Annotated in this window: 26 protein-coding genes; 16 read left to right on the plus strand and 10 right to left on the minus strand. The window is 44.0% G+C overall.

The window, feature by feature from the left end; translation table 11 throughout:
• Positions 1 to 47: 47 nt before the first annotated feature.
• Positions 48 to 1,175 (minus strand): glycosyltransferase family 39 protein, encoded by a 1,128-nt coding sequence (locus AACT52_RS30350; protein ID WP_083630017.1) that lies wholly within the window; start codon positions 1,173 to 1,175, stop codon positions 48 to 50.
• A gap of 313 nt (positions 1,176 to 1,488) precedes the next feature.
• On the opposite strand from AACT52_RS30350, the gene AACT52_RS30355 reads away from it, so the two are divergent.
• The 3 genes from AACT52_RS30355 to AACT52_RS30365 all read left to right on the plus strand — a co-directional run bounded on the left by AACT52_RS30355 (position 1,489) and on the right by AACT52_RS30365 (position 3,842).
• Entirely contained in the window at positions 1,489 to 2,730 is a 1,242-nt protein-coding gene (locus AACT52_RS30355; RefSeq protein WP_073627785.1) for a glycosyltransferase, read from the plus strand.
• A 268-nt stretch (positions 2,731 to 2,998) separates the two neighbouring features.
• Positions 2,999 to 3,127 (plus strand): hypothetical protein, encoded by a 129-nt coding sequence (locus AACT52_RS30360; protein WP_272937062.1) that lies wholly within the window; start codon positions 2,999 to 3,001, stop codon positions 3,125 to 3,127.
• A 235-nt stretch (positions 3,128 to 3,362) separates the two neighbouring features.
• The gene (locus AACT52_RS30365) at positions 3,363 to 3,842 is read left to right on the plus strand and encodes an Hsp20/alpha crystallin family protein (protein WP_073627789.1); all 480 of its coding nucleotides are present in this window, start codon (positions 3,363 to 3,365) and stop codon (positions 3,840 to 3,842) included.
• 330 nt (positions 3,843 to 4,172) lie between these two features.
• On the opposite strand, the gene pirA is transcribed toward AACT52_RS30365, so the two are convergent.
• Positions 4,173 to 4,328, minus strand: coding sequence for an arginine synthesis PII-interacting regulator PirA (pirA, locus tag AACT52_RS30370; protein WP_198940826.1), 156 nt, complete (start codon positions 4,326 to 4,328; stop codon positions 4,173 to 4,175).
• Positions 4,329 to 4,474: 146 nt separating this feature from the next.
• Here pirA and AACT52_RS30375 point away from each other — a divergent pair, with 146 nt between their 5' ends.
• From AACT52_RS30375 to AACT52_RS30385, 3 genes are all read left to right on the plus strand, one after another.
• The gene (locus tag AACT52_RS30375) at positions 4,475 to 5,251 is read left to right on the plus strand and encodes an SAM hydrolase/SAM-dependent halogenase family protein (protein WP_198940831.1); all 777 of its coding nucleotides are present in this window, start codon (positions 4,475 to 4,477) and stop codon (positions 5,249 to 5,251) included.
• A gap of 180 nt (positions 5,252 to 5,431) precedes the next feature.
• Positions 5,432 to 6,085 (plus strand): DUF2301 domain-containing membrane protein, encoded by a 654-nt coding sequence (locus tag AACT52_RS30380; RefSeq protein WP_073627797.1) that lies wholly within the window; start codon positions 5,432 to 5,434, stop codon positions 6,083 to 6,085.
• Positions 6,085 to 6,774, plus strand: a complete 690-nt coding sequence (locus AACT52_RS30385; protein ID WP_073627799.1) for a YdcF family protein — start codon at positions 6,085 to 6,087, stop codon at positions 6,772 to 6,774. The genes AACT52_RS30380 and AACT52_RS30385 overlap by 1 nt, the downstream gene beginning before the upstream one ends.
• 92 nt (positions 6,775 to 6,866) lie before the next feature.
• On the opposite strand, the gene infC is transcribed toward AACT52_RS30385, so the two are convergent.
• Complete coding sequence (gene infC / locus AACT52_RS30390) at positions 6,867 to 7,358, minus strand: translation initiation factor IF-3 (protein WP_083630019.1); 492 nt, start codon at positions 7,356 to 7,358, stop codon at positions 6,867 to 6,869.
• Between the two features lie 649 nt (positions 7,359 to 8,007).
• Here infC and AACT52_RS30395 point away from each other — a divergent pair.
• The 4 genes from AACT52_RS30395 (at position 8,008) to mctP (ending at position 12,551) form a co-directional block, all read left to right on the plus strand.
• Complete coding sequence (locus AACT52_RS30395; protein WP_073627803.1) at positions 8,008 to 8,307, plus strand: RNA recognition motif domain-containing protein; 300 nt, start codon at positions 8,008 to 8,010, stop codon at positions 8,305 to 8,307.
• 748 nt (positions 8,308 to 9,055) lie between these two features.
• A complete protein-coding gene (dprA, locus tag AACT52_RS30400) occupies positions 9,056 to 10,177 on the plus strand; it encodes a DNA-processing protein DprA (protein WP_073627805.1) in 1,122 nt (373 codons plus the stop codon).
• A gap of 591 nt (positions 10,178 to 10,768) precedes the next feature.
• A complete protein-coding gene (locus tag AACT52_RS30405) occupies positions 10,769 to 10,969 on the plus strand; it encodes a DUF3311 domain-containing protein (protein ID WP_073627807.1) in 201 nt (66 codons plus the stop codon).
• Positions 10,970 to 11,006: 37 nt separating this feature from the next.
• Positions 11,007 to 12,551: a monocarboxylate uptake permease MctP gene (gene mctP / locus AACT52_RS30410; protein WP_073627809.1), complete on the plus strand. Its 1,545-nt coding sequence runs from the start codon at positions 11,007 to 11,009 to the stop codon at positions 12,549 to 12,551.
• A 2-nt stretch (positions 12,552 to 12,553) separates the two neighbouring features.
• Here mctP and psb28 read toward each other — a convergent pair whose 3' ends face one another.
• The 3 genes from psb28 to AACT52_RS30425 form a co-directional block, all read right to left on the minus strand.
• A complete protein-coding gene (gene psb28, locus AACT52_RS30415; RefSeq protein ID WP_073627811.1) occupies positions 12,554 to 12,922 on the minus strand; it encodes a photosystem II reaction center protein Psb28 in 369 nt (122 codons plus the stop codon).
• A gap of 10 nt (positions 12,923 to 12,932) precedes the next feature.
• Entirely contained in the window at positions 12,933 to 14,534 is a 1,602-nt protein-coding gene (locus tag AACT52_RS30420) for a serine hydrolase (RefSeq protein WP_073627813.1), read from the minus strand.
• Positions 14,535 to 14,795: 261 nt separating this feature from the next.
• A complete protein-coding gene (locus tag AACT52_RS30425) occupies positions 14,796 to 15,554 on the minus strand; it encodes an RNA methyltransferase (RefSeq protein ID WP_073627815.1) in 759 nt (252 codons plus the stop codon).
• A gap of 246 nt (positions 15,555 to 15,800) precedes the next feature.
• Between AACT52_RS30425 and AACT52_RS30430 the strand changes: the two genes are divergently transcribed.
• Both AACT52_RS30430 and AACT52_RS30435 read left to right on the plus strand, forming a co-directional pair.
• Positions 15,801 to 16,217 (plus strand): XisH family protein, encoded by a 417-nt coding sequence (locus tag AACT52_RS30430; RefSeq protein WP_073627817.1) that lies wholly within the window; start codon positions 15,801 to 15,803, stop codon positions 16,215 to 16,217.
• A complete protein-coding gene (locus tag AACT52_RS30435) occupies positions 16,205 to 16,540 on the plus strand; it encodes a XisI protein (protein ID WP_073627819.1) in 336 nt (111 codons plus the stop codon). Before AACT52_RS30430 ends, AACT52_RS30435 begins: the two co-directional genes overlap by 13 nt.
• 174 nt (positions 16,541 to 16,714) lie before the next feature.
• On the opposite strand, the gene AACT52_RS30440 is transcribed toward AACT52_RS30435, so the two are convergent.
• Positions 16,715 to 17,254, minus strand: coding sequence for a hypothetical protein (locus AACT52_RS30440; protein ID WP_073627821.1), 540 nt, complete (start codon positions 17,252 to 17,254; stop codon positions 16,715 to 16,717).
• A gap of 284 nt (positions 17,255 to 17,538) precedes the next feature.
• Positions 17,539 to 20,334: a preprotein translocase subunit SecA gene (gene secA, locus AACT52_RS30445; protein ID WP_073627823.1), complete on the minus strand. Its 2,796-nt coding sequence runs from the start codon at positions 20,332 to 20,334 to the stop codon at positions 17,539 to 17,541.
• On the opposite strand from secA, the gene AACT52_RS30450 reads away from it, so the two are divergent.
• Positions 20,333 to 20,506 carry a hypothetical protein gene (locus tag AACT52_RS30450; protein ID WP_158054507.1) on the plus strand — a complete coding sequence of 58 codons (174 nt, stop codon included), beginning with the start codon at positions 20,333 to 20,335 and terminating at the stop codon, positions 20,504 to 20,506. The two genes, secA and AACT52_RS30450, sit on opposite strands and share 2 nt — an antisense overlap.
• 323 nt (positions 20,507 to 20,829) lie before the next feature.
• On the opposite strand, the gene AACT52_RS30455 is transcribed toward AACT52_RS30450, so the two are convergent.
• Positions 20,830 to 21,378 (minus strand): cytochrome C, encoded by a 549-nt coding sequence (locus AACT52_RS30455; RefSeq protein ID WP_073627825.1) that lies wholly within the window; start codon positions 21,376 to 21,378, stop codon positions 20,830 to 20,832.
• Between the two features lie 302 nt (positions 21,379 to 21,680).
• The gene (locus AACT52_RS30460) at positions 21,681 to 22,817 is read right to left on the minus strand and encodes a cob(I)yrinic acid a,c-diamide adenosyltransferase (RefSeq protein WP_073628045.1); all 1,137 of its coding nucleotides are present in this window, start codon (positions 22,815 to 22,817) and stop codon (positions 21,681 to 21,683) included.
• A 757-nt stretch (positions 22,818 to 23,574) separates the two neighbouring features.
• On the opposite strand from AACT52_RS30460, the gene AACT52_RS30465 reads away from it, so the two are divergent.
• The 3 genes from AACT52_RS30465 (at position 23,575) to fraD (ending at position 26,497) form a co-directional block, all read left to right on the plus strand.
• Complete coding sequence (locus tag AACT52_RS30465) at positions 23,575 to 24,708, plus strand: RRXRR domain-containing protein (RefSeq protein ID WP_073627827.1); 1,134 nt, start codon at positions 23,575 to 23,577, stop codon at positions 24,706 to 24,708.
• A 137-nt stretch (positions 24,709 to 24,845) separates the two neighbouring features.
• The gene (gene fraC, locus AACT52_RS30470) at positions 24,846 to 25,397 is read left to right on the plus strand and encodes a filament integrity protein FraC (protein ID WP_073627829.1); all 552 of its coding nucleotides are present in this window, start codon (positions 24,846 to 24,848) and stop codon (positions 25,395 to 25,397) included.
• Between the two features lie 71 nt (positions 25,398 to 25,468).
• Positions 25,469 to 26,497 (plus strand): septal junction protein FraD, encoded by a 1,029-nt coding sequence (gene fraD / locus AACT52_RS30475; protein ID WP_073627831.1) that lies wholly within the window; start codon positions 25,469 to 25,471, stop codon positions 26,495 to 26,497.
• Positions 26,498 to 26,547 lie beyond the last annotated feature (50 nt).

Below are 26,547 nucleotides of genomic sequence, written 5' to 3' on the forward strand. Positions count from 1 at the left end.
ATCTGCTGTTGCTTGCTAATGTTTGCTAATACTTTCAGCAACTTATTTCAATACCGAGGAGTTTGCGATCGTATCCCACCCAAAATGAAATCTGGTATTGCTAAGGGTAGCGCTGTAAACCCAATCAATGTTAAGACAAACAACCAAACCTGCTTTGGAGACTTACGACAGAGAAAATAAATTGAATATCCGACAAAAATTAAGATAAAAGGACTTGAATATTTTATTAATAATTTTAACCAAGAGCCTTCAGCACCACGTATCAAATCGTAGTCAAAATCAACGAAAAAATAGCTAAGGTTAACAATCCACTCTTTAATCTGAAGTAACCGAGGTATTTTAACTTCACCTGTCCAGCCTGTTGTTTTATTAATTTGAGCCGATTGACTAAGAATAACCACTATCCAAGGTGTGAAAGCTAGAATTGCTATTAAAGACGCAAGCAGATAAGCAATAACTCTCTTGGTTAATCGGAATCTTTCAGTTGCAATTACATAGACACCATGAGCAATTGTCACTAACCCAGAAAACAGAAATGTATACAGTCCTAATGCCACAGTGACTGCATACATTCCCCAACTCAGCTTTGTTTTTAGTCGCATTGCCCGTAGTAGTGTTGCGCTTGATAGCAAAGTTGTCAAAGTCCACAAACTATACTCCCGCGCTTCCTGTGCGTATAGCACATGGAATGGCGTCACTGCTAGCAGTGCAACTGCAACCCACGCCACAAGCGACGAGTTAAATAATTCCAGACAGAGCCAATAGATGCAGGGTAATGCCAGCAAGCTAAACAGGGCAGTCAAACTTCTCGTTACCGCAACTGAATTACCAAACCATTGCACCCAAAATCGCGTCATCACGTAATAGAGCGGTGGATGCTGAGGGTCTTCTACTGCTAGAGATTTAAGAGTATCTGTTAAGGTTTTCTCTGGAGTGAGACGCTGATATTTCTGTAAATCTTCAACGCCAATTTCTTTATTATTGCAAAGTTGCGCGATCGCTTCTCTTTCTGTGTAGCCAGAAATTCGTAATGACGTAAAAGCTTCATCGAACCAGTAGACTTTTCGGTCAAGATTCACAAAGCGAAAAAACACGCCCACTACCAATATGACGATGACTAGAAACCGTAACCAAGTCGGAGGGAGCGCCCAGCTATGCGTTAATTTGCCGTTCATATCCTTAAAGGAATGGCGATTTCAAAGACAAAAAAATCAGTATGATTAGCTATTCAATAGAGAGTTGAAGTGTAAACTCTTACTTTTATTCCAGATAGTTAAGTACTACGTCAAAAAAATAAGCAGAATTAACTATATAATTTAGAGGAAAACTTTCCAAATTAAACTTATACTCATTAAAGTCATACCTAAGAGATACCTCTTTGGATAGAAAAAACCGAGAATAAGCAACTATTAATTTTGACTAAAACCATCAAAAGCAGGCTCGAACATATTTACTAAAAGCGCTGTTTCCCCAGAAAGTTCTCTCTACATGAATAGCATCGAACCTAATTCCCTCTTGTCAGTACCTACTGGTGCATTACGAATTCCAGAATTGCCGAGAGCAACGATAAACGCAGATAGTGAACCCCTGTTGTCTTTGGTAATTCCGACTTACAAAGAGGCTGGAAATATCCAAAAAATCGTCTCTGTATTGAGCAACTTGCTAGATGAGTCAATACCAGGAAACTACGAGCTGATTGTCGTAGACGATGATAGTCCAGATGGCACTTGGAAGATTGCACAGTCTCTGATAATAGAATATCCGCAACTGCGGGTGATGCGACGACAGAATGAGAGGGGACTATCCAGTGCAGTGATTCGCGGATGGCAAGCAGCCACAGGAAGTATTTTAGGGGTGATAGATGCCGATTTGCAGCATCCACCTCATGTGCTGTTGCAACTATTGCAAGCGGTGGAGGAGGGAGCAGATTTAGCAGTCGCTAGTCGTCACGTGGACGGCGGTGGAGTCAGCAGCTGGAGTTTTATCAGGCGTTTTTTGTCACGAGGCGCTCAGCTATTAGGATTAATAATCTTACCAGGGGTTCTGGGAAGAGTGTCAGACCCGATGAGCGGTTATTTTATGATCCGTCGCCGATGTATAGTCGGTCAAACTCTCAATCCCGTGGGATACAAAATTCTGCTGGAAGCCATCGGGCGCGGAAACGTCGGCAAAATTGCTGAAGTCGGCTATGTGTTCAGTGAGCGCAAAGAGGGTGAAAGTAAAGTAACGTGGAAGCAATATGTCGAGTACATCCACCACCTCATCCGTTTACGACTATCTACAGGGAAGGTGGGACAATTCTCTCAACGCATCGGTTTCCCGATTGGTCGCTTCCTCCGCTTTGGCTTGGTGGGACTATCGGGGGTATTTGTAGATATGACAGTGCTTTACTTGCTTAGTGACCCGACGACTTTGGGTTTGCCTTTGACGCGCAGCAAAATCATTGCAGGTGAAGTGGCAATTGTCAATAATTTCTTGTGGAATGATATGTGGACTTTTGCCGATGTCAGCAGCCACCAGCAGCAATGGCGTCAGCGCTTGAAGCGGTTTTTGAAATTCAATATCATCTGTCTTGCCGGATTAGTGTTAAATGTATTGGTGTTGAACTTGGTGTTTAATTTCGTCATTCCTAATCGCTACATTGCTAACCTGATTGCGATCGCAGTCGCTACTGTTTGGAACTTCTGGGTGAATTTGAAGCTCAGTTGGCGCGTCACACAGGTGAAATAGCTTTTATGAAAAGTGAAGTCAAAAAAAGTGGATGTACATTTCCTTGCACATCCACTTTTTCTCAGTTCATGATTTGCCTTTGGGACAGACTTATACAGCAGTTTTCAATTAGAACTCTTGCAAAAGTCACTTTTGCTCATTGTTGGGAAAAGGGAAAAGGGCAAAGGGTAAAGGATGGGTTTTCCCTTGGACCCCTTCCCCCCGCCCCTTATCCCCAGAGGGGACCCCACCTTCCCCTTTTCCCCGACTTCTGCAAGAAGTCTATTGAATGGATTACAGTACTGATGCTTATGAGTGGAATGGGCGTCCCGCCCGTTCTAGATTCAAGGGCGGGCAAGATGCCCACCCCACAAGAACTGTATTCAATGCAGTTGCAAACAGCTATAAACCGTACTGAACTGTACGAAGACAACCGTACTTCTTACCAACTAATAAAAGCGTAAAATCTGAAAGTTTAACTGTTTAAAACTCATCTTCCCGAGGTGGGAAAAACACTACTTCAAATGTCGTGTTCTCTGCATTTTCACCCCATAGAGTATTAGGGCAAGATAGCAGGTGTCAGCAGTAGAAACGCTGCAAGAATTACTGAATAACACCTAGTAACTAGTAACTAATGCAGAGGTAAATAGTTTATGATGATTCGCTACTGGCAACCTTTCAGAGAATTAGAAAACCTTCGTCGTCAGATGGATCAAGTGTTTGATGAGCTAACGGCTCAAACTAATGATGCATCATCTGCTGCTTGGGCTCCTGCTGTTGAGTTAATTGATGCAGGTGATAACTTGATTTTAAAAGCACAGCTTCCTGGTATTGCGGCAAAGGATGTCGATGTGCAAGTCACTCGTGATGCTATTTCTCTTTCTGGAGAACGTCAGCGCCAGCATAACGACTCCAACCACCTGCACTCTGAATTCCGTTATGGTCAGTTCCAGCGCATCATTAACTTACCAGTTGCAGTGCAAAATGACAAGGTACAAGCTGACTACCGCGATGGTATTCTGACTCTTACCCTGCCTAAGGTAGAAGAAGTCCGTAATCGTGTGGTCAAGATTAATCTAGGCGAAGTATCTTCCTCTGGTTCTGGTCAAAGCCTCGAAGCCAGTGTCAAATAACTTCTAATACAAAATCCGCTTAATCACTTATCGTCAGTTTCCTCACCTTTAAACTCTCTCCCAAGGTGGCAAAGGAGTTAGGGGTGAGGATTTTTGTGCTGGAACGCTATTTCAACTGGTCGCCCCGGGACTGGGTACTGGGGACTGGCTCAAGAGTGGAAATGCTCCCGACTTGGTGATGGTCAATATTTCCCCAGACATAATTTTTGGTTTGATATACCACTACCCCAATCCAAGGGTCCCCAATCCCCAGTCCCCTTTACACACAAAAACCCGCTTAAGCGGGCTGATACACAACAAAACTATGAACTAGAACAATAAAATCTTGACTTAGCTGAAATACTTCATTTCTGCTTCCAGCAGCCGAATTAGGTTTTCATCGCCCTTGGCTCTAGCTACTTCTAAGCGATGTTCTAAGCTTCTTTTAATATTCGATTGATGCACTTCCCGTGCTTTTGTTATTGCTTGCACTCTGTTCTTGGTCATTTTGACAATTAGCCTCTTTAACTTCTCCATTATATGTCTGCTTTTCATAACATAGCAAATTTTTCGTAGCTTATGTTACAGACAAATGAAATGTCATATATATTAATCAACCAGAAATATATTATAGCCAGATGCATCCTAACCCCATGATCACTATGCTCAGCGATTTTGGCGATCGCGATATTTATGTCGGCGTAATGAAGGGAGTCATTGCCGAAATCAACCCCCAAGTGAGGGTGGTAGACTTGACACACCAAATTCCGCCGCAAAACATCGCAGCGGCTAGGTTTTGCCTGATGAATGCTTACCCGTACTTTTCAGATGGGACTGTGCATTTAGCAGTGGTCGATCCGGGTGTGGGAGGAACGCGACGGGCGATCGCAGTACAATTTGCCAATGGGTTTTTGGTAGGACCAGATAATGGCACATTCAGCGGATTATTAAGTCAAAGTCCAGCGCTCGCAGTAGTAGAATTGACAAACCCTGATTATTGGAGAATCTCTCAACCCAGCAAGACTTTCCACGGGAGGGATATTTTTGCACCAGTCGCTGCACATCTTGCCAAGGGAGTCCCTTTTCAAGAACTGGGGAATCCAATTAACTCAGCAACTTTGGTACAGATGGACATATCTGGATGTATTTTAACAGAAACTGGTATAGCAGGTTCTATTCAATATATTGACCACTTCGGTAACTTAGTGACGAACATTCCAGGGAGTTACGTGCAAGGCAAAACCTGGTATGTTAAAGCAGCTGGGTTAACGATTACAGGAAGTGAAACTTATAGTGACGTGGAAGTTGGAGAGGCGATCGCACTCGTTGAAAGTCACGGTTGGGTAGAAATTGCCATCAATCGCGGTAACGCACACTCACAGTTGCAGATACACTTGGAAGATACGGTGGAACTTGCTTTTGAAAGCTAGTACCGCAGGCGCACGCATTCACGCATTCACGCATTTAAAATTCACGCATGCTTATATCACAAGCTTTTCGCTGATTTTGTAAACGCGTAGCGGTTGGTGCTTATTACCATAGAAATTGTGGATTGAAAAATTTTTTGCTTTTACCACCAAGTCATCCAAAATGTCAAATCTCAAATAACTATGACTCAGCAAACAGTATATGTACCAGAAGTGTATCAAGGTCAGTTTGGAGAATTTACTCTAACTGAGGGCGATCGCACAGGCGTGATCATCTACCGTACTGGCTTAATGGTAGCTGCACTCAGTTTTGCCATAGGCAGCGCTTTGGTTGTGCTAAACAATAACCCTAATTTCCAACTCCTAACGCCTCTATATGCCTGTTTCAGTCTGGCGCTTGGTGTCAGTTTACTGACCATCCATATATATATGGCGTTTCTGCACCGACTTTTGCAAGTTTGTTGGGTTATTGGCAGCATAACCGCAGTTATCCTGGCATTATCTAGCAGTACACCTTTAGCTGTAACCATTTACACCCAACCACTGACGTTGTTGGGAGTGGGCTTTACCTTTGTCGCTTTGACAGGGATTTACTTCAAAGAAGCATTTTGCTTCAATCGTCTGGAAACCAAAATACTGACGCCAATAGTGCCGGTACTACTGCTAGGGCATATGCTTGGAGTCTTGCCAACACAAGGAGAACAGGTTTTATTAGGACTGTGGGCAATTTTGTTTGTGGTGTTTGCCACACGGAAAGCAATACAAGCAATTCCTCCGGATATTGGGGATAAATCTGTGTTTGAATATTTGAAGGCACAGCGTTTAGCAAAGGTGTAATGCCTACTAAAATTCGTTATAAAAAGCAAAAATTCCCGAAAATTCGGTTAATAAAGCGGCAAGAAATGTGGATGTTTACCCTTCAAGGATGGGTGAGTCTGTTCGCAACTGCCGCTATTTTATTACTTTTCATGATAACTTACATACACCCATTTCTAGCAGTCACTTCCCCCATCAAAGCAGATGCATTGGTTGTAGAAGGATGGCTATCAGACGAAGCACTAAAACAAGCGGTTGGCGAAATTTCCACTGGTTCCTATCGCCAAATTTTTACCACAGGAGGACCAGTGGAAAGAGGTTCCTATCTGATTGAATACAAGAATTTTGCAGAAATTGCCGCAGCAACTTTGAAAGAAATGGGTGTACCAAAAGAAAAGCTGGTCGTTGTTCCGACACCTAAAGTTATTAGGGATCGTACTCATGCCTCTGCGGTGGCATTTCATCAATGGCTATCAAGTTCAAATGACCAGCTAGAATCAGTAAATTTGTTTACAAATGATGCCCATGCCCGTAGAAGTTGGCTGATATACAAACAAGTCCTTGCTCCCAAAATCAAAGTGGGAGTGATTGCTGCTGAACCAGCAGAATACGATCCCAAGAAATGGTGGGTTTCTAGCGAAGGTGTGCGAACAGTCATTTCTGAGGCGATCGCTTATATTTATGCCCTATTTGTGAAGTGGAAAGCTTGAATAATACAGCACACGACAGCATTACAGTAGCCAGCACATATAGGAGTTCGTCTGGCTACTTGAGTTCACTAAAATATTCCTGGAAAACTAATTTAGGCAGGAATGACTTGAGCAATCAGTGAGCGTTTATCAAGCGACTGGACTTTACCTACTTGCGAGAGAGCAGTTACAATCCGCTCTAACAGTTCTCCAGCCTGTTCACGATATTGATGTTCTCGACCTCGTAAACGAATAACAAACTTTACTGAATCGCCTTTACTCAACCACTGAATTGCTTGCTCGATACGTAAATTGTAATCAGCCACACCCACGTTAGGACGGAGCCGAACTTCCTTTACCGTAGGTCTAGCGCTCTGTCCCTGACGCTTTTTCTTTTGATACTGAAGCTTACCATAGTTAAGAACCTTCGCAACTGGAGCGTCTTTGCCTTCCGAGACTAGAACTAGGTCAAGCTCTACGCTCTGTGCTAGCTGTAGAGCCTCCTGTGTATCCATCAAACCACGGTTGTTGTTCTCATGGTCAATCAAGAAAACTTGAGGTGACTTGATTTGGGAGTTAATGAGTTGCTTTTGGATGACGATAATGGTTTCCTCTCAATTGTTCAATACTTCGCGAGTGCAAGTAATGCCAATGTAACACAACACTAACTATAAATTTATGATGTGTTAAAACAATACTCTCCTACTTGGTTAGACAAACGTATGACATAGGATTCCTCCGCAGATTTTTGAAATACATGTAGGGTGTGCCTTGCTCACTAAAACCCAGATATAACCTAGATATAGTGGGCAAGGCACACCCGAAAGATACTTAAATTTTTTCAAAAATCAAACCGGATTGCTATATATCATTAGTGTAGAGTTTTCTTCAAAGCATATACTTGTATAGCTTTATACAAAATAATCCCACAACTCAAAGTGCTATAGCGGTTCTCAAAATTTTAAGCTCCTTCGCATGGACGAACAATGGGCGGCAGATGATTGTTCAAACTGTAGAGAGTATGCCTTCAAGCTGTGCCATGATTATACCTAGCTATCAATTGCTTACATAACTTTATATAACGCTTTTTCCAACTTTCTCCCTAAAAGTATTTTGCTATGTCATGATGGGATCTGAGAATTAATTCGGTTAACAGCGTTTGTTTTTAATATTGACAGGCTTTTTGTTTTTGGTATTTACAAACTTTTCTCCGAAACCTAAATCTCCACACATTTATAATTTCGGAGACAATCTATGTCAGTTTATGTAGGCAATCTTTCTTACGAAGTTACAGAAGATAGTCTCAATACTGTGTTTGCAGAATATGGTTCTGTCAAGCGCGTTCAGCTACCTACGGATCGTGAAACAGGTCGTATGCGCGGTTTTGGTTTTGTAGAAATGGGTACAGATGCTGAAGAAACAGCTGCCATTGATGCGCTCAATGGTGCGGAGTGGATGGGACGTGATTTAAAAGTGACTAAGGCTAAGCCCAGGGAAGAAAGAGGTTCGTTTGGTGGTAATCGGGGAAACAACAGCTTCCGCAACCGCTACTAAGCTTAATAGATTTAGCTCTTTGAGCTAACCCATTAATCTAGGAAATTAATTTTATTTAGCAGTGGCTCAGGCAAGAATGCTTGAGCCTTTTTGATACAACATTTGGACTGCGGATAAAAACGTGACATTCTGCTATACAAAACTTGACCAAACTTATTTAAAGCTAGCCATTCAACTAAAGTTTCCTTTAGAGGGTCTGCTTCTTGCTTCTATCAAGGGAGTCGGCTCCAACAGTCCACAAGCGTAAATTCGGGTGTAGCCCACCCTATGTATCGAAACGAATAACCTTTTTGAGGCTTTTAGTCATTTGTCACCCGTTATTTTCAGCTAATTTAACAAACTGTGGACTTCCCGTTTGACCTTTTTACAGGCTTGCTAGTAATGACCGCGACTGTGGTTTACAAACCAGAAATTTTAGCCTTGGTTTTCGGCATTAACTTAATTATACAACACAAGCTCTGTGAAAAACTTTCTTAAATTCCCAAAGTTTGACTAAGTTTAGCAAAGTTTTTGACTATTTAATTATCCTCCCCATCCTGTCTTACGACTGAGGATGGGGCAACTCCTACGTCGCCTTGAAAAAATTTCCTGCTTCATTGGTCATTACTCCAGATGCCGTAAGTCGGAAAACATACAGCAACATCCACGCGCTTATTCCTCCACAGGCAGTTTAGATTTTATTTTTTGGAAGTCCGCTTTGCTTTTCTAATTTGGGAATAATAAACCCAGAAGAGGTGAGGATGGACTATTGGGACAAGAACGTGCATACTGGCTAGCTTGGTCACAAATTTCTGGGGTTGGTCCAGTATTACTACGACGGTTGCAGCAGCATTTTGGTACACTGGCAGCAGCTTGGGAAGCTACGCCTGCCCAGTTGGGAAAAGTAGAAGGTTTTGGTTTTCAGACTCTGCAAAAGGTCGTGCAACAACGTTCCCGTCTGCAACCTGAACAATTTCTTGTGCAACACCAAGAGCAAAACCCGAATTTCTGGACACCAGCAGATGCAGACTATCCCCGGTTACTGCTAGAAATTCCCAGTCCACCGCCGATTGTCTACTATCGCGGTGAAGTAGACTTGCAAGAAAATCTTGGACAAAAACAACTCGTTGGAATCGTCGGTACACGCCAACCTTCGGAGTATGGTATTCGTTGGACTCGCCAAATTAGTACGGCTTTGGCTAAAAATGGGTTCACAGTAGTTTCTGGCTTAGCAGAGGGAATAGATACTGAAAGTCACGCCGCTACGATGAAAGCTGGAGGACGCACGATCGCAGTTTTAGGTACGGGTGTAGATGTGGTATATCCATCCAAAAATCTAGAACTGTACAAGCAGATTTTGACGGCTGGGTTGGTTGTCAGTGAGTATCCAGCAAAAACCCCACCCGATCGCACTCACTTTCCCCGTCGTAACAGAATTATCGCAGGTTTGAGTCGTGCTGTTTTGGTGATGGAAGCACCGATAAAATCGGGTGCTTTGATTACCGCAAGTTACGCAAACGATTTTGGGCGAGATGTTTATGTCCTACCAGGAAGACTGGATGATTACCCATCTCAAGGGTGTTTAAAATTACTCAGCCAAGGGGCTGCTCCCATTCTTAAAGAATTAGACGAACTGTTAAAAATGCTGGGAGCAATACCACAACTCGATTCTGTTGAAGCATCGCCGTCATTAGAACAGCAGTTACCGTTGCCAACTTTATCACCAGAACTTCAACGGGTTATGGATGCGATCGCTTCAGAATCTTTACCGTTTGATTTTATTATCCAACAAACCGGGATGAGTGCGGGTGAAGTTTCCAGCGCTTTGTTGCAGTTGGAACTCATGGGTTTAGTTTCGCAATTGCCAGGGATGCGGTATCAGCGCTGTTAAAGGCGATCGCAGATCTCATATCTTGCACCAACACTCTAGAAAAGTGTGGCTATACAAACCAAGCCTCCCTAATACCAATTCACGCATTCGCTCATTCATAAGGTACGGCATTAAGAAAGCCATATATAACGAGGGTTTGAGAGTGTGTATCTGTCGCATTCTTTTTTCAAATTGGTATAAGCAGGCTCCAACAGCTTGAATTTTCGTATTCCACACATATAATTAATGTTATTTTAATTTCATTAATTATAAGAATTAACACTTATATACAAGATATAAGAAAGCATATTTCACCTCACTTTTTGTGATTAAGTTTCACTTAACTGGTAAATCTTGCCTGGTCTGGTCCTTAACGGATGCGAAATACTTTAGTTTAGTGGCTGATAAGCCATGAGGATTCCCAAATTAAGGGATTTCATAACTCAAATGTGAAGCGAATGGCAATCTTTCAACATTCACTCTGCGCGATTGCTTCAACATCGTTAACTCTCATCGGTGTAGGAAGTAGAGCAGTAGCAGTGCAACAAAGTACCAATTGCAATACATCGGCTCAGTCTCCTGCGTGTTACTCAACTTATAAAGGGAGAGGTTATGGTGAGTCGCCCAACTCAAAATAAACGTGTTTGGCTGCGCTGGCTTTTAATTCTTCCAGCCATTGCCCTGTCATATCCATCTTTCTATAACAGAAATCAACCCACATTGGTAGGGATTCCATTCTTCTATTGGTATCAAACGCTCTGGATATTTCTTACGTCTTTACTTCTAGCTGGTTTATATCGACTGAAAGCTTAGTTCTGTTGCAAATAAACTGATTAGGAGGATATCCATCATGGACTGGATAGCATTAACCGTATTTATTTTTTTCTTTGTTCTGGTTACGATCCTTGGCTTTGTCGCAGCTCGCTGGCGTCGAGGTGATTTAAATTTACTGGATGAGTGGGCATTGGCAGGACGGCGTTTTGGAACAGTCGTGACCTGGTTTTTATTGGGTGGAGATTTGTATACTGCCTATACCTTCATTGCTGTGCCCGCCGCCCTCTATAGCTCAGGTGCTGCGGGATTTTTTGCCATTCCCTACGGGGCTTTGGCTTATCCACTCGTTTATCTTGTCATGCCCAAGTTTTGGACTGTCGCTAAAAATCGCGGCTATGTCACAGCGGCTGATTTTGTGCGAGAACGCTTTGGTAGCAGCCTATTGTCTTTGGCTGTGACGCTGACAGGAATTCTGGCAACCATGCCTTATATTGCTTTGCAAATGTTTGGCATTGAGGTCTGCATTGCCCAAATCGGGGTTCCAGTAGAAGCCGCATTGATTATTGCCTTTGTCATTCTAGCGGCTTACACTTACACAAGCGGTCTTCGCGCTCCAGCCATGATTGCCTTTGTCAAAGATTTCATGATCCTGCTGGTTGTGCTCGTAGCCCTTGTCTATATTCCATCCAAATTGGGCGGATTTGATCATATTTTTGCGGCTGTTCATCAACATGCCCTGCAAAATCCCAAAACATTCCATGAACTTCTCGCACCAGCTCAGTATCCGGCTTATATCACGCTAGCTTTCGGTTCGTCAATGGCTGTATTTTTGTATCCTCATTCGATCACGGGTGTTCTTAGCAGTAAAAACAGTAACGTGATCAAACGCAATGCTGCATTACTGCCTATCTACTCCCTCATGTTGGGTGTGCTAGCGCTGTTGGGTTATATGGCGATCGCTGCTCATATCGAGTTGCCTAGCGCCTACAAAGCAAGCGGTGCGGTTCCAGCCCTGTTGAGTGCCATCTTTCCCAGTTGGTTTGCAGGGTTTGCATTTGCTGCTATTGGCATTGGGGCGTTAGTACCAGCTGCAGTGATGTCAATTGCAGCTGCGAATCTTTTCACCCGCAACATTTATCGAGAGTATTTCCGCCCAAATTGCACCGCACACGAGGAATCCACCGTTGCCAAGTTGACTTCATTCGTAGTTAAGTTTGGCGCTTTGGTGTTTATTCTGGGTTTACCAACCACAAATATTATTAACTTTCAACTACTTGGAGGAGTTTGGATTTTGCAGACCTTACCTGCTGTTTTCTTAGGACTCTACACCAGTTGGTTTCACCGGTGGGCTTTGGTTGCAGGTTGGGCAGGCGGCATGATTGCAGGGACTCAGATGATGGTAGCACAAGGTTTCAATTCAATTTTTCCACTTCATTTTGGCAAACTCAGCGTCTCTATATATGCCGGAGTGGCTGCTTTGCTGATTAATCTCGGTTTAGTTCTTCTGTTCACGCTGATTTGTCGAATCGTCGGGCTACCTTTGGGCAAGGATTCGACCTCTTGGGCTGAGTATGAAGAAAGTGTGGAAACGCCAGCACTGTTACAAACGGTTAGTGAATAGGTTCAAGATTCTCCATATGCCATACCATTAGCCTCAGCATAACGATTCATAAAGCGCATGAATCGTTCCCAATGGTCATCTTGCTCAATTTCAAATTTGCACTCTACACGCTGCAATTCATCACCTTCTGCACCGCCAAAAATAAATTGTGTGGAAGAAGGAGTCACGCTAATCTCACCTTCTTCGTCTGTCAAAAGCATGGAATTTAAAGATTGTTTAGTGAAGCTGTTAAATTTTTCCAAAGCTTTCAATTGATTGAATCTCATCAAAACAATGCGCTTTCCAGAACTAGGGTTACCTCGCAAGCTGACGTTGCTGAGTTCTTCAAAAATGCCAGCAAAAAATTGGATTGAGGGTGTAGTAGATGTCATGAAACAGAGATTAGCGTTGGTAAGGATAATAATACTGCGGATTCATCACTGGGGGCTGAACGGGAGACTGATAAGTATTGTTGGGTACAGTGCTTCCCATATTGTTGGGTATGCTGTTAGGTAAAGGCGGACTCATGACTGGGGACTGATAACCAGTTGGGGGCATTGTTCTTCCCATATTGTTGGGTATGTTGTTAGGTAAAGGCGGACTCATGACAGGAGACTGATAACCAGTTGGGGGCATTGTGCTGCCTGTAGTGCCTGGTATGGCAGTAGTCTGGCTAAACTGTTGGTAAGCCGCACGAGAAATTGAGCTGATGAGTTTTTCGGCGCGGGCGTCATTATTAGGGCGTTGTACCATAACAGCGACTATGTAACGCTTGCTAGTCGGCATATCCACCACACCCGCATCTGCTAGTGTTGTCCCAATATCCCCTGTTTTATGGGCAATGGTTGCACCTGGTCCTAAACCGGTTGGTAGGAGATGATTTCTGACTGTGCGGCGCATAATATCCAGCATGCGATCGCGTGATGACATACTCACCAAATTGCCTTTACTCACCATCGCCATCAAATTCCCTAACTCCTTGGGACTGGTGGTGTTTGTCCCTTGCAAATCGGGAAGTGGACTGCGAATTGCAGTGGTTGTCAAACCCCAACTCTGGAAACGCTGATTCAGCACTTGCATACCACCCAAGCGGGCAATCAGCATATTTGTTGCCGTGTTATCGCTAACTGTCATCATCTTAGTTGCGACTTCCATCGCTGTGAACTGGGTTCCCACTGGTTTGTACTGCATATCCCCAGAACCGCCTACCACCATTTCTTTCTGCATGGTGAGTGTTTCATCTAAGCGAATGTTGCCAGCATCTACATCTTGGAAAAAGGCAACTAGAATCGGAACTTTAATCGTGCTAGCAGCAGAAAAACTAGAGGAGCCATTCACATCCACATAACCGCCATTGTCCAAATCTACCAAGAAAACTCCTGGTGTGAGATTGGGGTTTGCCGCTGCCAAATTTTGTATAACAGTTTTTAAAGAAGAAATTTCCTGAGTTAACAATAAGCTGGAAGCCGCTACTGGGGGATTTTGGGTAGGTTGTGGTTGTGTTTCTTGCCTGATAGTTGTCTCAGGTGATGTTGCTTCTGGTGTGGCGATGCGAGTAGCAGGATCTAATACTGATAACGCCGTGCCTACGATCGCACCGATACCAACTCCCACAATTAACAACCGCAGACCATACAAAAATGTTCTTGCCATCGGCTTTAACCGCGTTTTTCGGGTTGGAATGGTTTTTCTGGGTAACGGCTGCTTCCGCGCCCCCACATTCTTGAACTGTGGTGTCTTTGGGTTATACGGTGGAATTCTCCCTTTTGCGGTAGCCATTGGTTTGACTGTTTGGGCTACTACCCCGGTTCGTGTCGGTATTGCAAGGCTAAGAGGGGGAATGGATTTTATACGTGTAGGTGTTGTTGGTTTATGCGAGGCTCGTTGCTGCTGTTTTGGCACTTCAACTTTATTTTGCCCCTGCTTTTGGACTTTGCGCTTAACCGGCTGACCGTTGGCGGGTTGACGCCGCGAAACAGTTTTTATAACGGTTCTCATTGGCATAAAAGACAATGCTGATAAAAGTGTATAATCTAAAACATATTTATAAAGGCTTCACCTTAGGGGCGGAGCTACTTTTGTCTCAAACCTTGATAGGCATTGAATTGTTTTTTTTTGTGCCGACTCCCTAATTACAATTCAAAGTGACTTTTAAAGCTCCTTGTTACTGAAATCAATTTCTGCTTACCAATAACATTTTTGTGTTTAGTTTAAGCCATAATCAAAGGCTTTGGGAGGATGACTGGATACATGGTAACCGATGAGTCAAAAGTCTTCACGATTGTTCCGGTTCTCAAGCGCCCATTCTACCTGCCGTAAAATACCTCGCAACATGCCAACTTCCTTAGTTTGTAGCTGAGCGCGATTGTACAACTGCCGGAATTTTTCCATCCTGCTGGCTGCCGTATGAGGATAAAGATACCCAATCTCAAGCAGTAGCGATTCTAGCTGCTGGTAGTATTCTTCCAAGATATCCAAAGGTGCAGGCTCACTAGAAGACGCCCAGAGAGAAGAAGTCCCCGTGTCCTCTTCATTCTGGGCGTCACTATGTGCCAGTTCATAACAGCAAATTCCCACAGCAGTCGCCAGATTCAACGATGGATAGCTCGAACTGGTAGGAATGCGAATAAACCGCTGAGCATAATTTAATTCTTCATTACTCAATCCCCTGTCTTCCCTACCAAAAATGAGCGCGGCGGGTTGTTCTGGTTGCTCCAATAACCAGGGTAGCGCTGTGCGGGGGTTTTCTAGGGGGGAATCCCAGTTACGAACACGAGCTGTCGTGGCGATCGCCCGCGTACATCCTTGCAATGCTTCTTTTACTGTCGCTACTGATACCGCTGATTCTAGAACATCCTTGGCATGGACTGCCATTTGCAACGCTTCTGGTGAAAGCGGATCGCACTGAGGATTAACTAACACCAGATGATTGAACCCAAAATTTTTCATCACCCGTGCGATCGACCCTACATTCATAGGACCTGCTGGTTCTACTAAGATAATTCTCACCCCAGCCAATCCCATTTGTTGCCTCGCGTTTTGTCGAAAACTGTCTTCATCATTGTAACTGTGCAGGTGAACGCACGCTTATATCCTGTACAGGCACAAAGCCAGAGGCGTACCGTTACAATTCCGCATAAATAAGCAAAATTGCTTATTGACAAATTTAACCTTGCTTTTATTGTCACTCATGAGTTTGTGCCCTGGCTATGCCTTGAGAAGATGGATAGCATATAAATAGAATGCCCAAAAAGGGCGGACAAACAGGTTATGTCAGCTAAAGATAAATTTCACGATATTGTTAAATCGGCATTACAAAGGGATGGGTGGACTATTACTGATGACCCTTTACGTATTGAGTGGGGTTTGGTTGAACTCTACATTGATTTAGGTGCAGAAAAGATTATTGCTGCTGAAAGAAAAGGACAAAAAATAGCTGTAGAAGTTAAGAGTTTTATTGGTCAATCAACCATTTCTGAATTTCATACTGCCCTTGGACAGTTTATTAATTATCGTTTTGCACTTTCACAAAAAGAGCCAGAACGTGCTTTATATTTAGCAGTTCCATCCGATACCTATGATACTTTTTTTCAACTGCCATTTACTCAGATGATAATTCAACAATATCAATTACGTTTGCTAATTTATAACATTGAAAATGAGGTGATTATCACATGGCAAAATTAGATGATTATCGAGCATATATTAAACAGCTACTAACAACATATAGTCAGTACGGTAAATCAGAAGGTGAAGTTGAAGTACAGACTATTTTTGATACTGAACATGACCACTATCAGTTAGTTTATGTGGGTTGGCAGAACAAGAGACGGGTATATGGTTGCGTTTTGCATCTTGATATCAAGGATGAAAAAATTTGGATTCAGCATAATGGTACGGAAGCTAACATTGCCGATGAATTAGTAGAGTTAGGCGTTCCCAAGCAAGATATTGTATTAGGATTTCACTCGCCTTATAAAAGAAAATTTACAGAGTTTGCTGTAGGTTAAACTTCTACTGCTCCAAGTGCTTTAAATGTAGCAATAGTCGCTTGAGTTAAACCTGTTACACTGAAGCTTCTTCCTATTTATATGAATTGACAATCCTCAAAAGCTAAAGCCGTAAGGAGTCTTGATCTGAACTTGCCCTTTTGAGATTTTTCGCTCCTTAAGGTCTGAGGGTAGCTACTGATTGTTCAGACCTCTATTCGAGTTTCCTGGCGCGGGCAAAATCCCTCTGTTAGGGTTTTGGGGTGTAGGTGGGAACCCTCCATTCGAGCTTCCTGGTGTGAGAAAACTTCCACCAGGACTAACTGTATTGCTATTGGTGTTAATGCGCGTCCCATCCTGGTAATAGTAAGTGGTAGTACCGTTGCCATTATTAATTGTCGTGGCAGGAGCAATCGTACTGCCATTTGGTGTGTTAATCACACCATTCGGATAGATGCGCGTCCCAACAGGATAATTGGGAATGTTGCCCACACCAGGAGGACTGGAAGTAGAATTAGTTTGTGCCGAAGCTTGTTGAGGCGATAAAAAACTGATTCCCAATGCTGTCATGGCGACTATCAAAAGCTTGAAGACCTTTGCACGATAATATATAGAATATTCCGTTGTACCACGCACTACAAGACGGTCAGCCTTGGACATCTTACCTACCCCCGCAGTTGGGACTTCTCCTGACGACTCAGAGCACAGCTTGTCTATCGAAAAAACCTTATCCATAACTATTCTCCTTAAAACCAGTCTCCCACTTACTAGTTGATAACGGTTGTTAGTCCCGTCATCCTCAGTTAGGTACTCCTCAAAGCGTACTTTTACGGGTGTTTGCGTTGTGGGAGCCTCCGTAGTAAAAACCGCAAAGGTTTCTATATCTATGATAGAAAACTGTTAGGCAATTTCACTCAATAACACAAAGACGAGCCAGCGCTATGCAGGAGGATTTCCCGACCAAGAGCGCTGCCCTCGTCTTTGCGTGAGATATGAGATCTCATTTATTGTGCTTCACCTCAAACCATCTCTGAAGGTGCTTGCATCGCTGGCTGAGGTTGCGGCTGGAACATGAACAAGGAGTAAACCACATCTCGGCGGATGTTGATCATCATATCCAAGAATAATTCGTACCCCTCGCTCTTGTACTCAATCAGCGGGTCTTTTTGACCGTAACCGCGTAATCCCACGGATTCGCGTAAGGCATCCATCTGTTGCAGGTGTTCCCGCCAGAGGGTATCAATCCGCTGCAAGATAAAGAATCGTTCAGCTTGCCGCATTAATCCAGCTTGAATTTGGTCAATTTGGGCTTCCTTTTGGTCGTAAGCAATTCGCACATGTTCGTGCAGGAAGGCTTTAATCTCGCCAACTGACATATCTTCTAATTGATTTGGCTGCAAGTCCGCCAACAGATAGACAAATTCTTTGACCTTATCAACCAACTTGTCTAATTCCCATTCTTCTGAGGGTAAGTCTGGGTTGATGTAGAAATCAACGATCTCATCCATCGTTTTTTCAGCGTACTTGATGACCTGTTCTTTGAGGTCTTGCCCTTCTAGCACCCGACGACGTTCGGCGTAGATAGCACGGCGCTGGTTATTCATCACCTCGTCGTACTCAAACACCTGCTTACGGATGTCGTAGTAGTAGGTTTCGACTTTTTTCTGTGCGCCTTCCAAACTGCGGGTGAGCATTCCGGATTCGATGGGCATATCTTCTTCTACTTGGAAGGCATCCATCAGGCGTGCGACGCGATCGCCACCAAAAATCCGCAACAAGTTATCCTCTAAGCTGAGGAAAAATCTTGTCGAACCCGGGTCACCTTGGCGTCCTGCGCGTCCCCGCAACTGGTTGTCAATCCGTCGCGACTCGTGACGTTCTGTACCAATCACGTGCAAACCGCCTAATTCCACGACCTCATCGTGTTCGCGATTGGTGAACTGTTCGTACTCCTGCTTAATACGCTTGTAAGCTTCGCGCAATTTCTGGATCACCGGGTCGTTCGTGGGAGCTTTTTCCGCCGCCACAGCGACTTTGTCTTCTGCTTCCAGTTCTGTTAAGCTGCGATCGCCATACTCCCGCACAGCAATTTCCACCGCTTCTTTGAGGAGTTTCTCAGTTTCTTTGGTAAGCTGAGTCGGGAAAACCTGTGGCGAAGCTTTCCAAGTTTTCACTTTCTTACCTGGGACAAAACCTTGACCTCCGCCAGTGCTGGGGGACGGTAATCCAGCCGCCCTGTGAATGCCAAACGTATCATCATCTTCCGGCTTCACAATGCGGGGCATCAAGTATTCCCGCAGCTTCAGACGTGACATATACTCGGCATTACCACCCAAGATAATGTCAGTCCCTCTACCCGCCATGTTTGTCGCAATTGTTACTGCACCCCTACGTCCTGCTTGCGCGACAATCTCCGCTTCGCGTTCCACGTTCTCTGGTCTGGCGTTAAGCAGTTCGTGGGGAATCTCCATCTGCCTTAACAACTGACTGAGATATTCCGATTTTTCCACGCTTGTTGTTCCCACCAGCACTGGTCTGCCGATGCTGTGCATTTCCGCACATTCTTTAGCAATTGCCCCCCACTTGCCCGCTTCTGTCTTAAAGACCATATCAGACAAGTCTTGGCGTCTTCTCGTTCTGTTGGTGGGGATTACCGTAACTTCCAGTTTGTAAATTTTTTCCAACTCGACTTCTTCCGTTTTTGCCGTTCCGGTCATACCACCGAGTTTTGGATACAGCAAGAACATGTTTTGGTAGGTAATTGTCGCTAAAGTTTGAGTTTCCGGCTGAATTTCTACTCGTTCTTTTGCTTCAATTGCTTGGTGCAGTCCATCGCTCCAACGCCGTCCTGGCAAGACTCTACCAGTAAATTCGTCTACGATAACCACTTCTCCATTGCGGACAATATAGTTTACGTCCTTGAGGAACAGTTCTTTTGCTTTAATGGCGTTAAAAACGAAGTGCGCCCACGGATCTTCTGGGTCAAATAAATCTTTTACTCCCAAAAGCTGTTCCGCTTCAGCAAACCCTTCATCCGTCAGCAGCACGTTACGAGCTTTTTCATCAACTTCGTAATGCTCTTCTTTTTGCAGCGCTATTGCGATTTCAGCGGCTTTTAAATATTTTTCTGTGGGTCTTTCTACCTGTCCGGAAATAATCAACGGGGTCCGCGCCTCGTCAACTAAGATAGAGTCTACCTCGTCAATTACGCAGTAGTTGAACTGGCGCTGCACCACGTCTTTGATGTCTGTCGCCATGTTATCGCGCAGGTAGTCAAAACCCACTTCGCTGTTGGTGACATAAGTAATGTCACAGTCGTAGTTCTTCTTGCGTTCAGTGGGCGTCATGCTTTGCTGAATCAGCCCTACAGTTAATCCCAAGAAGCGATGCACCTGTCCCATCCATTCCGCGTCCCGACGAGCCAGGTAATCGTTTACAGTGATGACGTGTACGCCTTTTCCTGTAAGGGCATTCAAATAACTCGGCAAGGTAGCAACCAAAGTTTTCCCTTCACCAGTTTTCATTTCGGCAATTTGCCCTGTATGCAGGATGACACCGCCTAAAAGTTGAACATCAAAGTGCCGCAACCCTAACACTCGCCGTCCTGCTTCCCGTACTACAGCAAACGCTTCGCTTAAGATATCATCCAGAGTTTCGCCTTTCTTGAGACGCTGTTTAAACTCTACTGTTTTGCCCTTTAGCTCATCATCCGAAAGGGCTTTTATTTCTTCCTCTAGAAGATTAATTTCTGTAATGTAAGGTTGGTATTTCTTAAGTTTACGAGCGTTGGGATCGCCCAACAAGGTCTTTAGCATGGCAGATTATACAGAATCAAGGGGGATGGAAATTATAAGGATTGCGATTGATTATAAACTCTTAACTCAACCGAACGGCAGTTTGCATGCACGAAGGGGAACCATGCACGCCAGTCGCCTGCTGCGGGGTTCCCTTCCTGGAGCGTATGCCTTCAGCAACGCGCCTTGCTGAGGCTTTGTGGTTTTGCATCGGTTGTACATGAGGTTCTGCTAAAAAAAGCAGTATAAAAAGCCAATTAATTCACTAAATGATTGGTTTTAATTTTCAGCTTAAATTTAAACTGTTTTTATAGTATCATTTTGCCTCCAGATACAGCACAGAAGCCCGACCATGCATAGGTAGCGATCGCCCAACAGGCAGATGAGGCAGATGAGGCAGATGAGGCAGATGAGGCAGATGAGGCAGATGGGGGAGTGAGGGAGTGACAGAGAAATTCTATGATGCCGTACCTTTTGAATTTCTCCTGAATGCGAATGCGTGAATTGATTACTCGATTACTGCGAGTTCTCCCACTCCGGAGTCAGGCGACGAAAGTTAAAGTCTGCAGCACTGGGATGACAGCTAACACAGCTGCCAATCTCCACGGGGTTGGGTAGTTTAACTTTGGGATGCAAAGCTTTGAAATACCGGGAGCTATTAACGCGATATGGTGTTTGTTCGTCTTGTAGTTGCACACGGGAAAAGGCTGTAATATACCTCCATACTAAAATCCGTGGCGGATCGACTAAAGGCTTTAACTGTGTACCGTAATGTTGTGTGTCTTCCAGGAGATTTTTCCAAGTTTGGGTAGGCAAAACAGCGGGTGGTAAGGCAATGTGACAAGTGGAGCAGTTTTCTATATACACTTCTTGTCCCAGTTGGTATTGTGCAGGCACTACGTCAACGGTACCTACCTCTGAGCTAGGAGTCGCACCTTGAGCATGAGTTGCCAAGGCTAACAGCCATCCCATAGCTAAACTCCAAGCCAAAATAACTAAAAGTAAACCGATGGGCTTTTGCTTGAGTTTTCGGTTCCGAGATTGGCGCTTAACAATATTTGACATTCGTTACACTCACAAACTTTGCATATCGCGCTTCTTGCACATCTTATGACATAGATAGTGTCTCGTCTTGTTTTTTGAATGTTTGTCTGCTTACTTGCGTTTGGTGGTGAAAACAGTGGTAAACATCATGACGAAGCCGCCTAACATAATAGCGATCGCCACTCCCCCTGTGATTAAGTCAAGCGTATTGTTATCCATAATGACAAAACAAGTTACTGTTGATTGGGTGACTGGGATTTACTCATTAGTCAATTGTCAAGCTATTTTAACCAATGACTAATGACTAATGACTAATGACTCATTTAAAAATCTACCCCTTGCTTAAGTTCTACACCATGATTGGCGTAGTGCTTGTGGCAGTAAACTTCAGAGTGAACGCTAGCCAAGTCAAAGTATGCTGGCTGATTTTGGCAGCGACCAGTGATAATAACTTCAGTATCGCGGGGTTTGCGGAGTAAAGCTTGAACAATCGGTTCGACTGGTAGGAGTTCCAAGTCAACTGTGGGATTAAGCTCATCAAGGATAATGGTCTTGTACAATCCGGAGGCGATCGCAGTCTTAGCAATTTCCCAACCGCGTTCGGCTTCCAAGTAGTCCATTTCTTGACGGGAGTTGCGCCAGACAATGGCATCTCGTCCACAGCGTTGATGGTCTACCACCTCTGGATATGACTGCTGTAAAGCAGCTATAGCAGCATCTTCAGTGTAGCCTGTGCCACCTTTTAGCCACTGCATAATCAATACGCGAGTTGACCCAGGATGATTGATTCCCCGACCAATAGCTTTTAACGCCTTACCTAAAGCACTCGTAGATTTACCTTTGCCAGCCCCTGTATAAATTTCTATACCTTGTATTCCCTGTGCTTTTGCTGTTGGGTGGACATGGGGTTTCATTTCCGAGTGTAAATCGGCAATATCCAGCAACTGTTGCGGTGCTGCGCGTCCAGTAGCAATGATTTCTAACTCCTGTGGTTTGGATTTTAGTGTCCGCACCACTTCATCGACTCCAAGCAAACCTAAATCTAAAACGGGGTTAATTTCATCCAAGACGACAACTGAATACAAACCCGAGGCTACAGCACCTTTAGCCACATCCCAGCCCCGCGCTGCTTCAGCCCGATCATAAAGCGTAATTTCGTCTGGTCCAAAATATTCTGCTCTGCCAGTGCGAACTTGGTCGATTAGATGGGGAAAACCGCGTTGCAAGGCGGTAATAGCCCCATCTTCGTCATAATCCCGTTCTGGTCCTTTTAAGAACCGCAACAGCAAAACACGGTTAGAATTGTTGGCAGTATTTATCCCTAAACCAATAGATCGCAAAACAACTCCTAAAGCTGCTTGTGACTTGCCTTTCCCTGAGCCATCATAAACGTGAATTTGACCAGTAAGCCGTGAGGATCGCAATTGAGCCGTGCGAATACCGATGCCGTTCCTTGTCATATGAATGAAAGCTGTAACGTGGCAGTCTTTCATCTTACCGAAGGTTTTGCACTCTTGGGTGTAGGGTGCAGCTTGTGTCAGTCCCGTGCGCACAGAAGTCGTGTTCAAAGCAGCGTCTCCGCTACTGAGAGGAGGGTTTCCCGACAGAGGCGAACTGAGCGCTTTGCGTCCCGTGAGGGATACGGAGGGTTTCCCCGATTCAGGGAACTGGCGTTGCGGGCTTGGGTAAACCTGTGTAAATCTGGGCAACCGTTGCGTAGTGACGTGGCTACACGTGTGGTTTTTGGATTTTTGAGTGATAATACCGTCACTACGCACCGGATCTATTCGTGCTTATGCTCGCGATTTTTGATACGGTTGCCCAGATTTACCGTGCGTAAAAATGAAGGGGCTGTAGGAATTCTTCACACCCCACACCCCATAAGGTATGGAGATATATGAAGAAAAGCAACAAAAGCAACAACGAAATACTAGAACAAAAACATGGTAAAAGACTGGAAGATTCAACTACCCCGCCCTGCCCTTCTCCTTCGGAGACGCACTCGCGTTCGGGACTGAGGACGGGGTAGCTCACGAACAAACTTAGGGACGTAAGCGTTGAATAGCCCATTGAGACTAGTTACGGCTAAAAACTTCCGAATACTTCCCCAGTTCGGACACACTTTAAGGCTATTTGTTTAGCCGTTGGGTCAAGCCAAGACATCTGTAATTAGTTGGGCGAGGGGACTTACAACTCTGAAAAGAGGATTATCTCAAAATGTATCGAGTTCCAGTATTATCGCCATCAGGCAAGGTATTAATGCCAACAAAGCCTAGTAGGGCGAGGCGTTGGTTAAAGCAAGGAAAAGCAAAGGTTGTACACAACGACCTTAGTATTTTCCAGATTCAACTAGTTCGCTGCCCCTCAGCGCCAAATACACAACCAATTGCAGTTGGTATCGATCCAGGCAAACTATTTACAGGCGTTGGCGTACAATCTGCCAAATTTACCTTATGGTTAGCCCATCTGCAACTACCGTTTAAAACGGTCATTGACCGCATGGAGCAACGCGCCATGATGCGACGTGGTCGCAGAGGTCGTAGGATTGACCGCTGTGTTGAATTCAGCCAACGCGCCCATCGGCAAGCAAGGTTTGACAACCGCCGTCAATGCAAGATACCACCAAGTATTCGCGCTAATCGGGAGCTAGAGTTACGAGTGCTTAACGAATTGTCGCTCATCTACCCAATCACCACAGTGACCTACGAAATAGTCAATGCACGAGGCGATAAAGGTTTTAGCCCGGTGATGGTTGGGCAGAATTGGCAGCTAGAAAACTTGCGCAACGATTGGGATGATGTACGCGAAGTAGAGGGTTGGCAAACTGCCAATATTAGACAACAACTAGGACTCCACAAGCAAAAGCATTTTAAGGGTGATACCATTCCAGCAACTCACGCTGTAGATGGAGTAGCTCTGGCTTGTAGCGCCTTTATCCACTACGGTATTACGTCCACTCAATCAATGGGATGGAAGGGGGATGTCACTGTAACACCCGCCCCATTTACAATCATTCGCCGTCCTCCAATATCGCGTCGTCAACTGCATCTCATGCTTCCCGCAAAGGGTGGAGTTAGGCGCAAGTATGGCGGTACTATAACCCGTCACGGATTCAGAAAAGGCGATTTGGTTCAAGCTACTCAAGGGAAAAAGACTTACCTGGGCTGGGTGAGCGGTGACACTGAAAAACAAGTTTCTGTATCTGACCAAAGCTGGAAACGGTTAGGTCAATTCAGTAAAAACAAAGTCCGACTGGGAAAGCGTTGCACGGGTTTGATCGTGCTGCCATCTCGTAAATTGTCAAGTTTAATGGCAATGCGCTTCGCGCACGCTACGCGAACGAACGATTAAACTTGACCGCTATCCCTCCCCACCAAGATCCGCGCCTATGTGGGGTCTCTCGCGAAATAAGATGAGATAATTGCCCGCAACACGCTCAGTATTACGGTTATACTCTCTTAAAGTTACACCTTAGCGATGACTTGTTTATGTTTGAAATTCCTGAACTTCCACTTCCCCGCATTTTTCCCCTTGGAGCAATTTTGTTTAATTTTTTATTTTTACTAGTAGCAATTCCTCTAGAAGCGTATGTCTTAAATACAAGGCTAAAATTTGACAAAAAGACGAGTGCTTTTTATGCCGTATCTATCAATGTTTTTTCCAACGTCATTGGTTGGATCATATTTTTCTTTCTCGATCCAGTGTTGCCTCCACAAATCAAATCAGAATTAATAAATTTTATTTTTTTCAATCGCTTACAAGCCCCAAATATACAAACATTAATGATTTTAACGGCTTTTATAATTTTCTTTGGGACTTTTTTAGTTAAGTATTTTTTGTTGAGAATTTTGTTAATGTCATTAAGTGAACTCAAAAAAGCTGCTCCGGAACCTCAACCAATTCAACAACGGCGTAATTCCCGTCGTGCTTTTAAGAGTAAATGGCAAAATACCAATGTAGTAACCACAATACTTATAGGGAATGCGCTCAGCTATAGTTTGATAGCAATCATTTTATTTATTCGTTCGGTAAATACGTAAAAATATTCAGTTTTATGAATTGATATTTCATAATGATTCAATAATGAGCAGCCATAAATAAAGGAGAAACTATGCAAATATTGAGAGATGTTTTTGGTTTATTTGGAATTATTGAAGACGTTTACGAGCGACTCAAAAAGATATTTATTCCGCCGAGAGCTTATTCCTGGCAGACTTTAATTTATCTCAGTATTTTTTCTGGGTTAATGTCATCTCTTTCTGCAGGTTATATAAAAGATCTAATTTCATTTTGTGGTTGGTTATTTTTAATTTTTGGTACTGCTTGGTATACGACAGACAATCCGTTACTGATTCCTGGTACCAATATGCCAATAGGGTCAGTGATCACTGGGTTCTTAGTCAGTGTTTTTGCCTTTGGTAATCAAGAAGATGTTTTTACACCAAGAACAATTGTTCTCTGGCCAACAATTTCGGCAGTCATTACTGCAATTCCAGAATTTTTTGAAGGAACTGGTACAGAAGCAAAAGCTCAACTTCCGAAGATAGAAGACCGCCAAAAAATCATTATGTTAGTTGGCAGTTCTATGGTAATCAGTTGCTGGTTACAATTCTATTTTGTGACAGATAATTGGATAAACGAATATCCCAGTCTGCTGGTAGATAATTATCAGGACAGTGCCTTTGTTGTCAAAACACAACCCACTGACAAAATTCCAAAAAACGGCGTTTTAATTTTAGATAAACTGACTTCGCAAGTGGAAGCACAAATAGCTGGACAACCCTGGTCGCAAGTAGAGCAGTGGTTAATCGATGCTAGACAAAGAGTGGGCAACTTAGGCAGGCAAGTCATACAAACAAACTTGGCAGAATATGAAGAAAGGTCTTTATGGGGCGTTGAACCGCGTATATCCGGTGTCAAGGACGGATACAAACTGGATTTACTAAGTATCTGGAAGGGTCCTAGTTCCAATCCCCGTGGATATTACCTAGTAAAATCCTGTCGAGTTGATCCGGTGGTAGAGTCTGGAAGTACCTCCACTCAAACAGGCAGGAAAGCGGAGCAGAGAAATACAATCGCTGAAATTGAGTGCGAAAGAAAAACTTCATTTTTTGCAGGTTCACCACCACCACAGCAGTGAAGAGATGAGGGGGATGGGGGTAGAGAGCGTATCCCTCACGGGACGCTTTG

The organism is Scytonema sp. HK-05, from assembly GCF_963872035.1.
GTDB lineage: Bacteria > Cyanobacteriota > Cyanobacteriia > Cyanobacteriales > Nostocaceae > Kalymmatonema.

What these genes read in the sequence shown, in the direction of transcription:
- AACT52_RS30460 (WP_073628045.1), bottom strand. Translation starts at nt 22,817, where the DNA reads ATGACAAGGAACGGCATCGGTATTCGCACGGCTCAATTGCGATCCTCA.
- mctP (WP_073627809.1), top strand. Translation starts at nt 11,007, where the DNA reads ATGGACTGGATAGCATTAACCGTATTTATTTTTTTCTTTGTTCTGGTT.
- AACT52_RS30395 (WP_073627803.1), top strand. Translation starts at nt 8,008, where the DNA reads ATGTCAGTTTATGTAGGCAATCTTTCTTACGAAGTTACAGAAGATAGT.
- AACT52_RS30350 (WP_083630017.1), bottom strand. Translation starts at nt 1,175, where the DNA reads ATGAACGGCAAATTAACGCATAGCTGGGCGCTCCCTCCGACTTGGTTA.
- AACT52_RS30440 (WP_073627821.1), bottom strand. Translation starts at nt 17,254, where the DNA reads ATGGATAAGGTTTTTTCGATAGACAAGCTGTGCTCTGAGTCGTCAGGA.
- AACT52_RS30360 (WP_272937062.1), top strand. Translation starts at nt 2,999, where the DNA reads ATGGATTACAGTACTGATGCTTATGAGTGGAATGGGCGTCCCGCCCGT.
- AACT52_RS30435 (WP_073627819.1), top strand. Translation starts at nt 16,205, where the DNA reads ATGGCAAAATTAGATGATTATCGAGCATATATTAAACAGCTACTAACA.
- AACT52_RS30465 (WP_073627827.1), top strand. Translation starts at nt 23,575, where the DNA reads ATGTATCGAGTTCCAGTATTATCGCCATCAGGCAAGGTATTAATGCCA.
- AACT52_RS30380 (WP_073627797.1), top strand. Translation starts at nt 5,432, where the DNA reads ATGACTCAGCAAACAGTATATGTACCAGAAGTGTATCAAGGTCAGTTT.
- AACT52_RS30455 (WP_073627825.1), bottom strand. Translation starts at nt 21,378, where the DNA reads ATGTCAAATATTGTTAAGCGCCAATCTCGGAACCGAAAACTCAAGCAA.
- psb28 (WP_073627811.1), bottom strand. Translation starts at nt 12,922, where the DNA reads ATGACATCTACTACACCCTCAATCCAATTTTTTGCTGGCATTTTTGAA.
- AACT52_RS30375 (WP_198940831.1), top strand. Translation starts at nt 4,475, where the DNA reads ATGATCACTATGCTCAGCGATTTTGGCGATCGCGATATTTATGTCGGC.
- AACT52_RS30430 (WP_073627817.1), top strand. Translation starts at nt 15,801, where the DNA reads ATGTCAGCTAAAGATAAATTTCACGATATTGTTAAATCGGCATTACAA.
- fraD (WP_073627831.1), top strand. Translation starts at nt 25,469, where the DNA reads ATGCAAATATTGAGAGATGTTTTTGGTTTATTTGGAATTATTGAAGAC.
- AACT52_RS30420 (WP_073627813.1), bottom strand. Translation starts at nt 14,534, where the DNA reads ATGCCAATGAGAACCGTTATAAAAACTGTTTCGCGGCGTCAACCCGCC.
- AACT52_RS30450 (WP_158054507.1), top strand. Translation starts at nt 20,333, where the DNA reads ATGGCAGATTATACAGAATCAAGGGGGATGGAAATTATAAGGATTGCG.
- pirA (WP_198940826.1), bottom strand. Translation starts at nt 4,328, where the DNA reads ATGACCAAGAACAGAGTGCAAGCAATAACAAAAGCACGGGAAGTGCAT.
- AACT52_RS30405 (WP_073627807.1), top strand. Translation starts at nt 10,769, where the DNA reads ATGGTGAGTCGCCCAACTCAAAATAAACGTGTTTGGCTGCGCTGGCTT.
- fraC (WP_073627829.1), top strand. Translation starts at nt 24,846, where the DNA reads ATGTTTGAAATTCCTGAACTTCCACTTCCCCGCATTTTTCCCCTTGGA.
- AACT52_RS30355 (WP_073627785.1), top strand. Translation starts at nt 1,489, where the DNA reads ATGAATAGCATCGAACCTAATTCCCTCTTGTCAGTACCTACTGGTGCA.
- AACT52_RS30425 (WP_073627815.1), bottom strand. Translation starts at nt 15,554, where the DNA reads ATGGGATTGGCTGGGGTGAGAATTATCTTAGTAGAACCAGCAGGTCCT.
- AACT52_RS30385 (WP_073627799.1), top strand. Translation starts at nt 6,085, where the DNA reads ATGCCTACTAAAATTCGTTATAAAAAGCAAAAATTCCCGAAAATTCGG.
- AACT52_RS30365 (WP_073627789.1), top strand. Translation starts at nt 3,363, where the DNA reads ATGATGATTCGCTACTGGCAACCTTTCAGAGAATTAGAAAACCTTCGT.
- secA (WP_073627823.1), bottom strand. Translation starts at nt 20,334, where the DNA reads ATGCTAAAGACCTTGTTGGGCGATCCCAACGCTCGTAAACTTAAGAAA.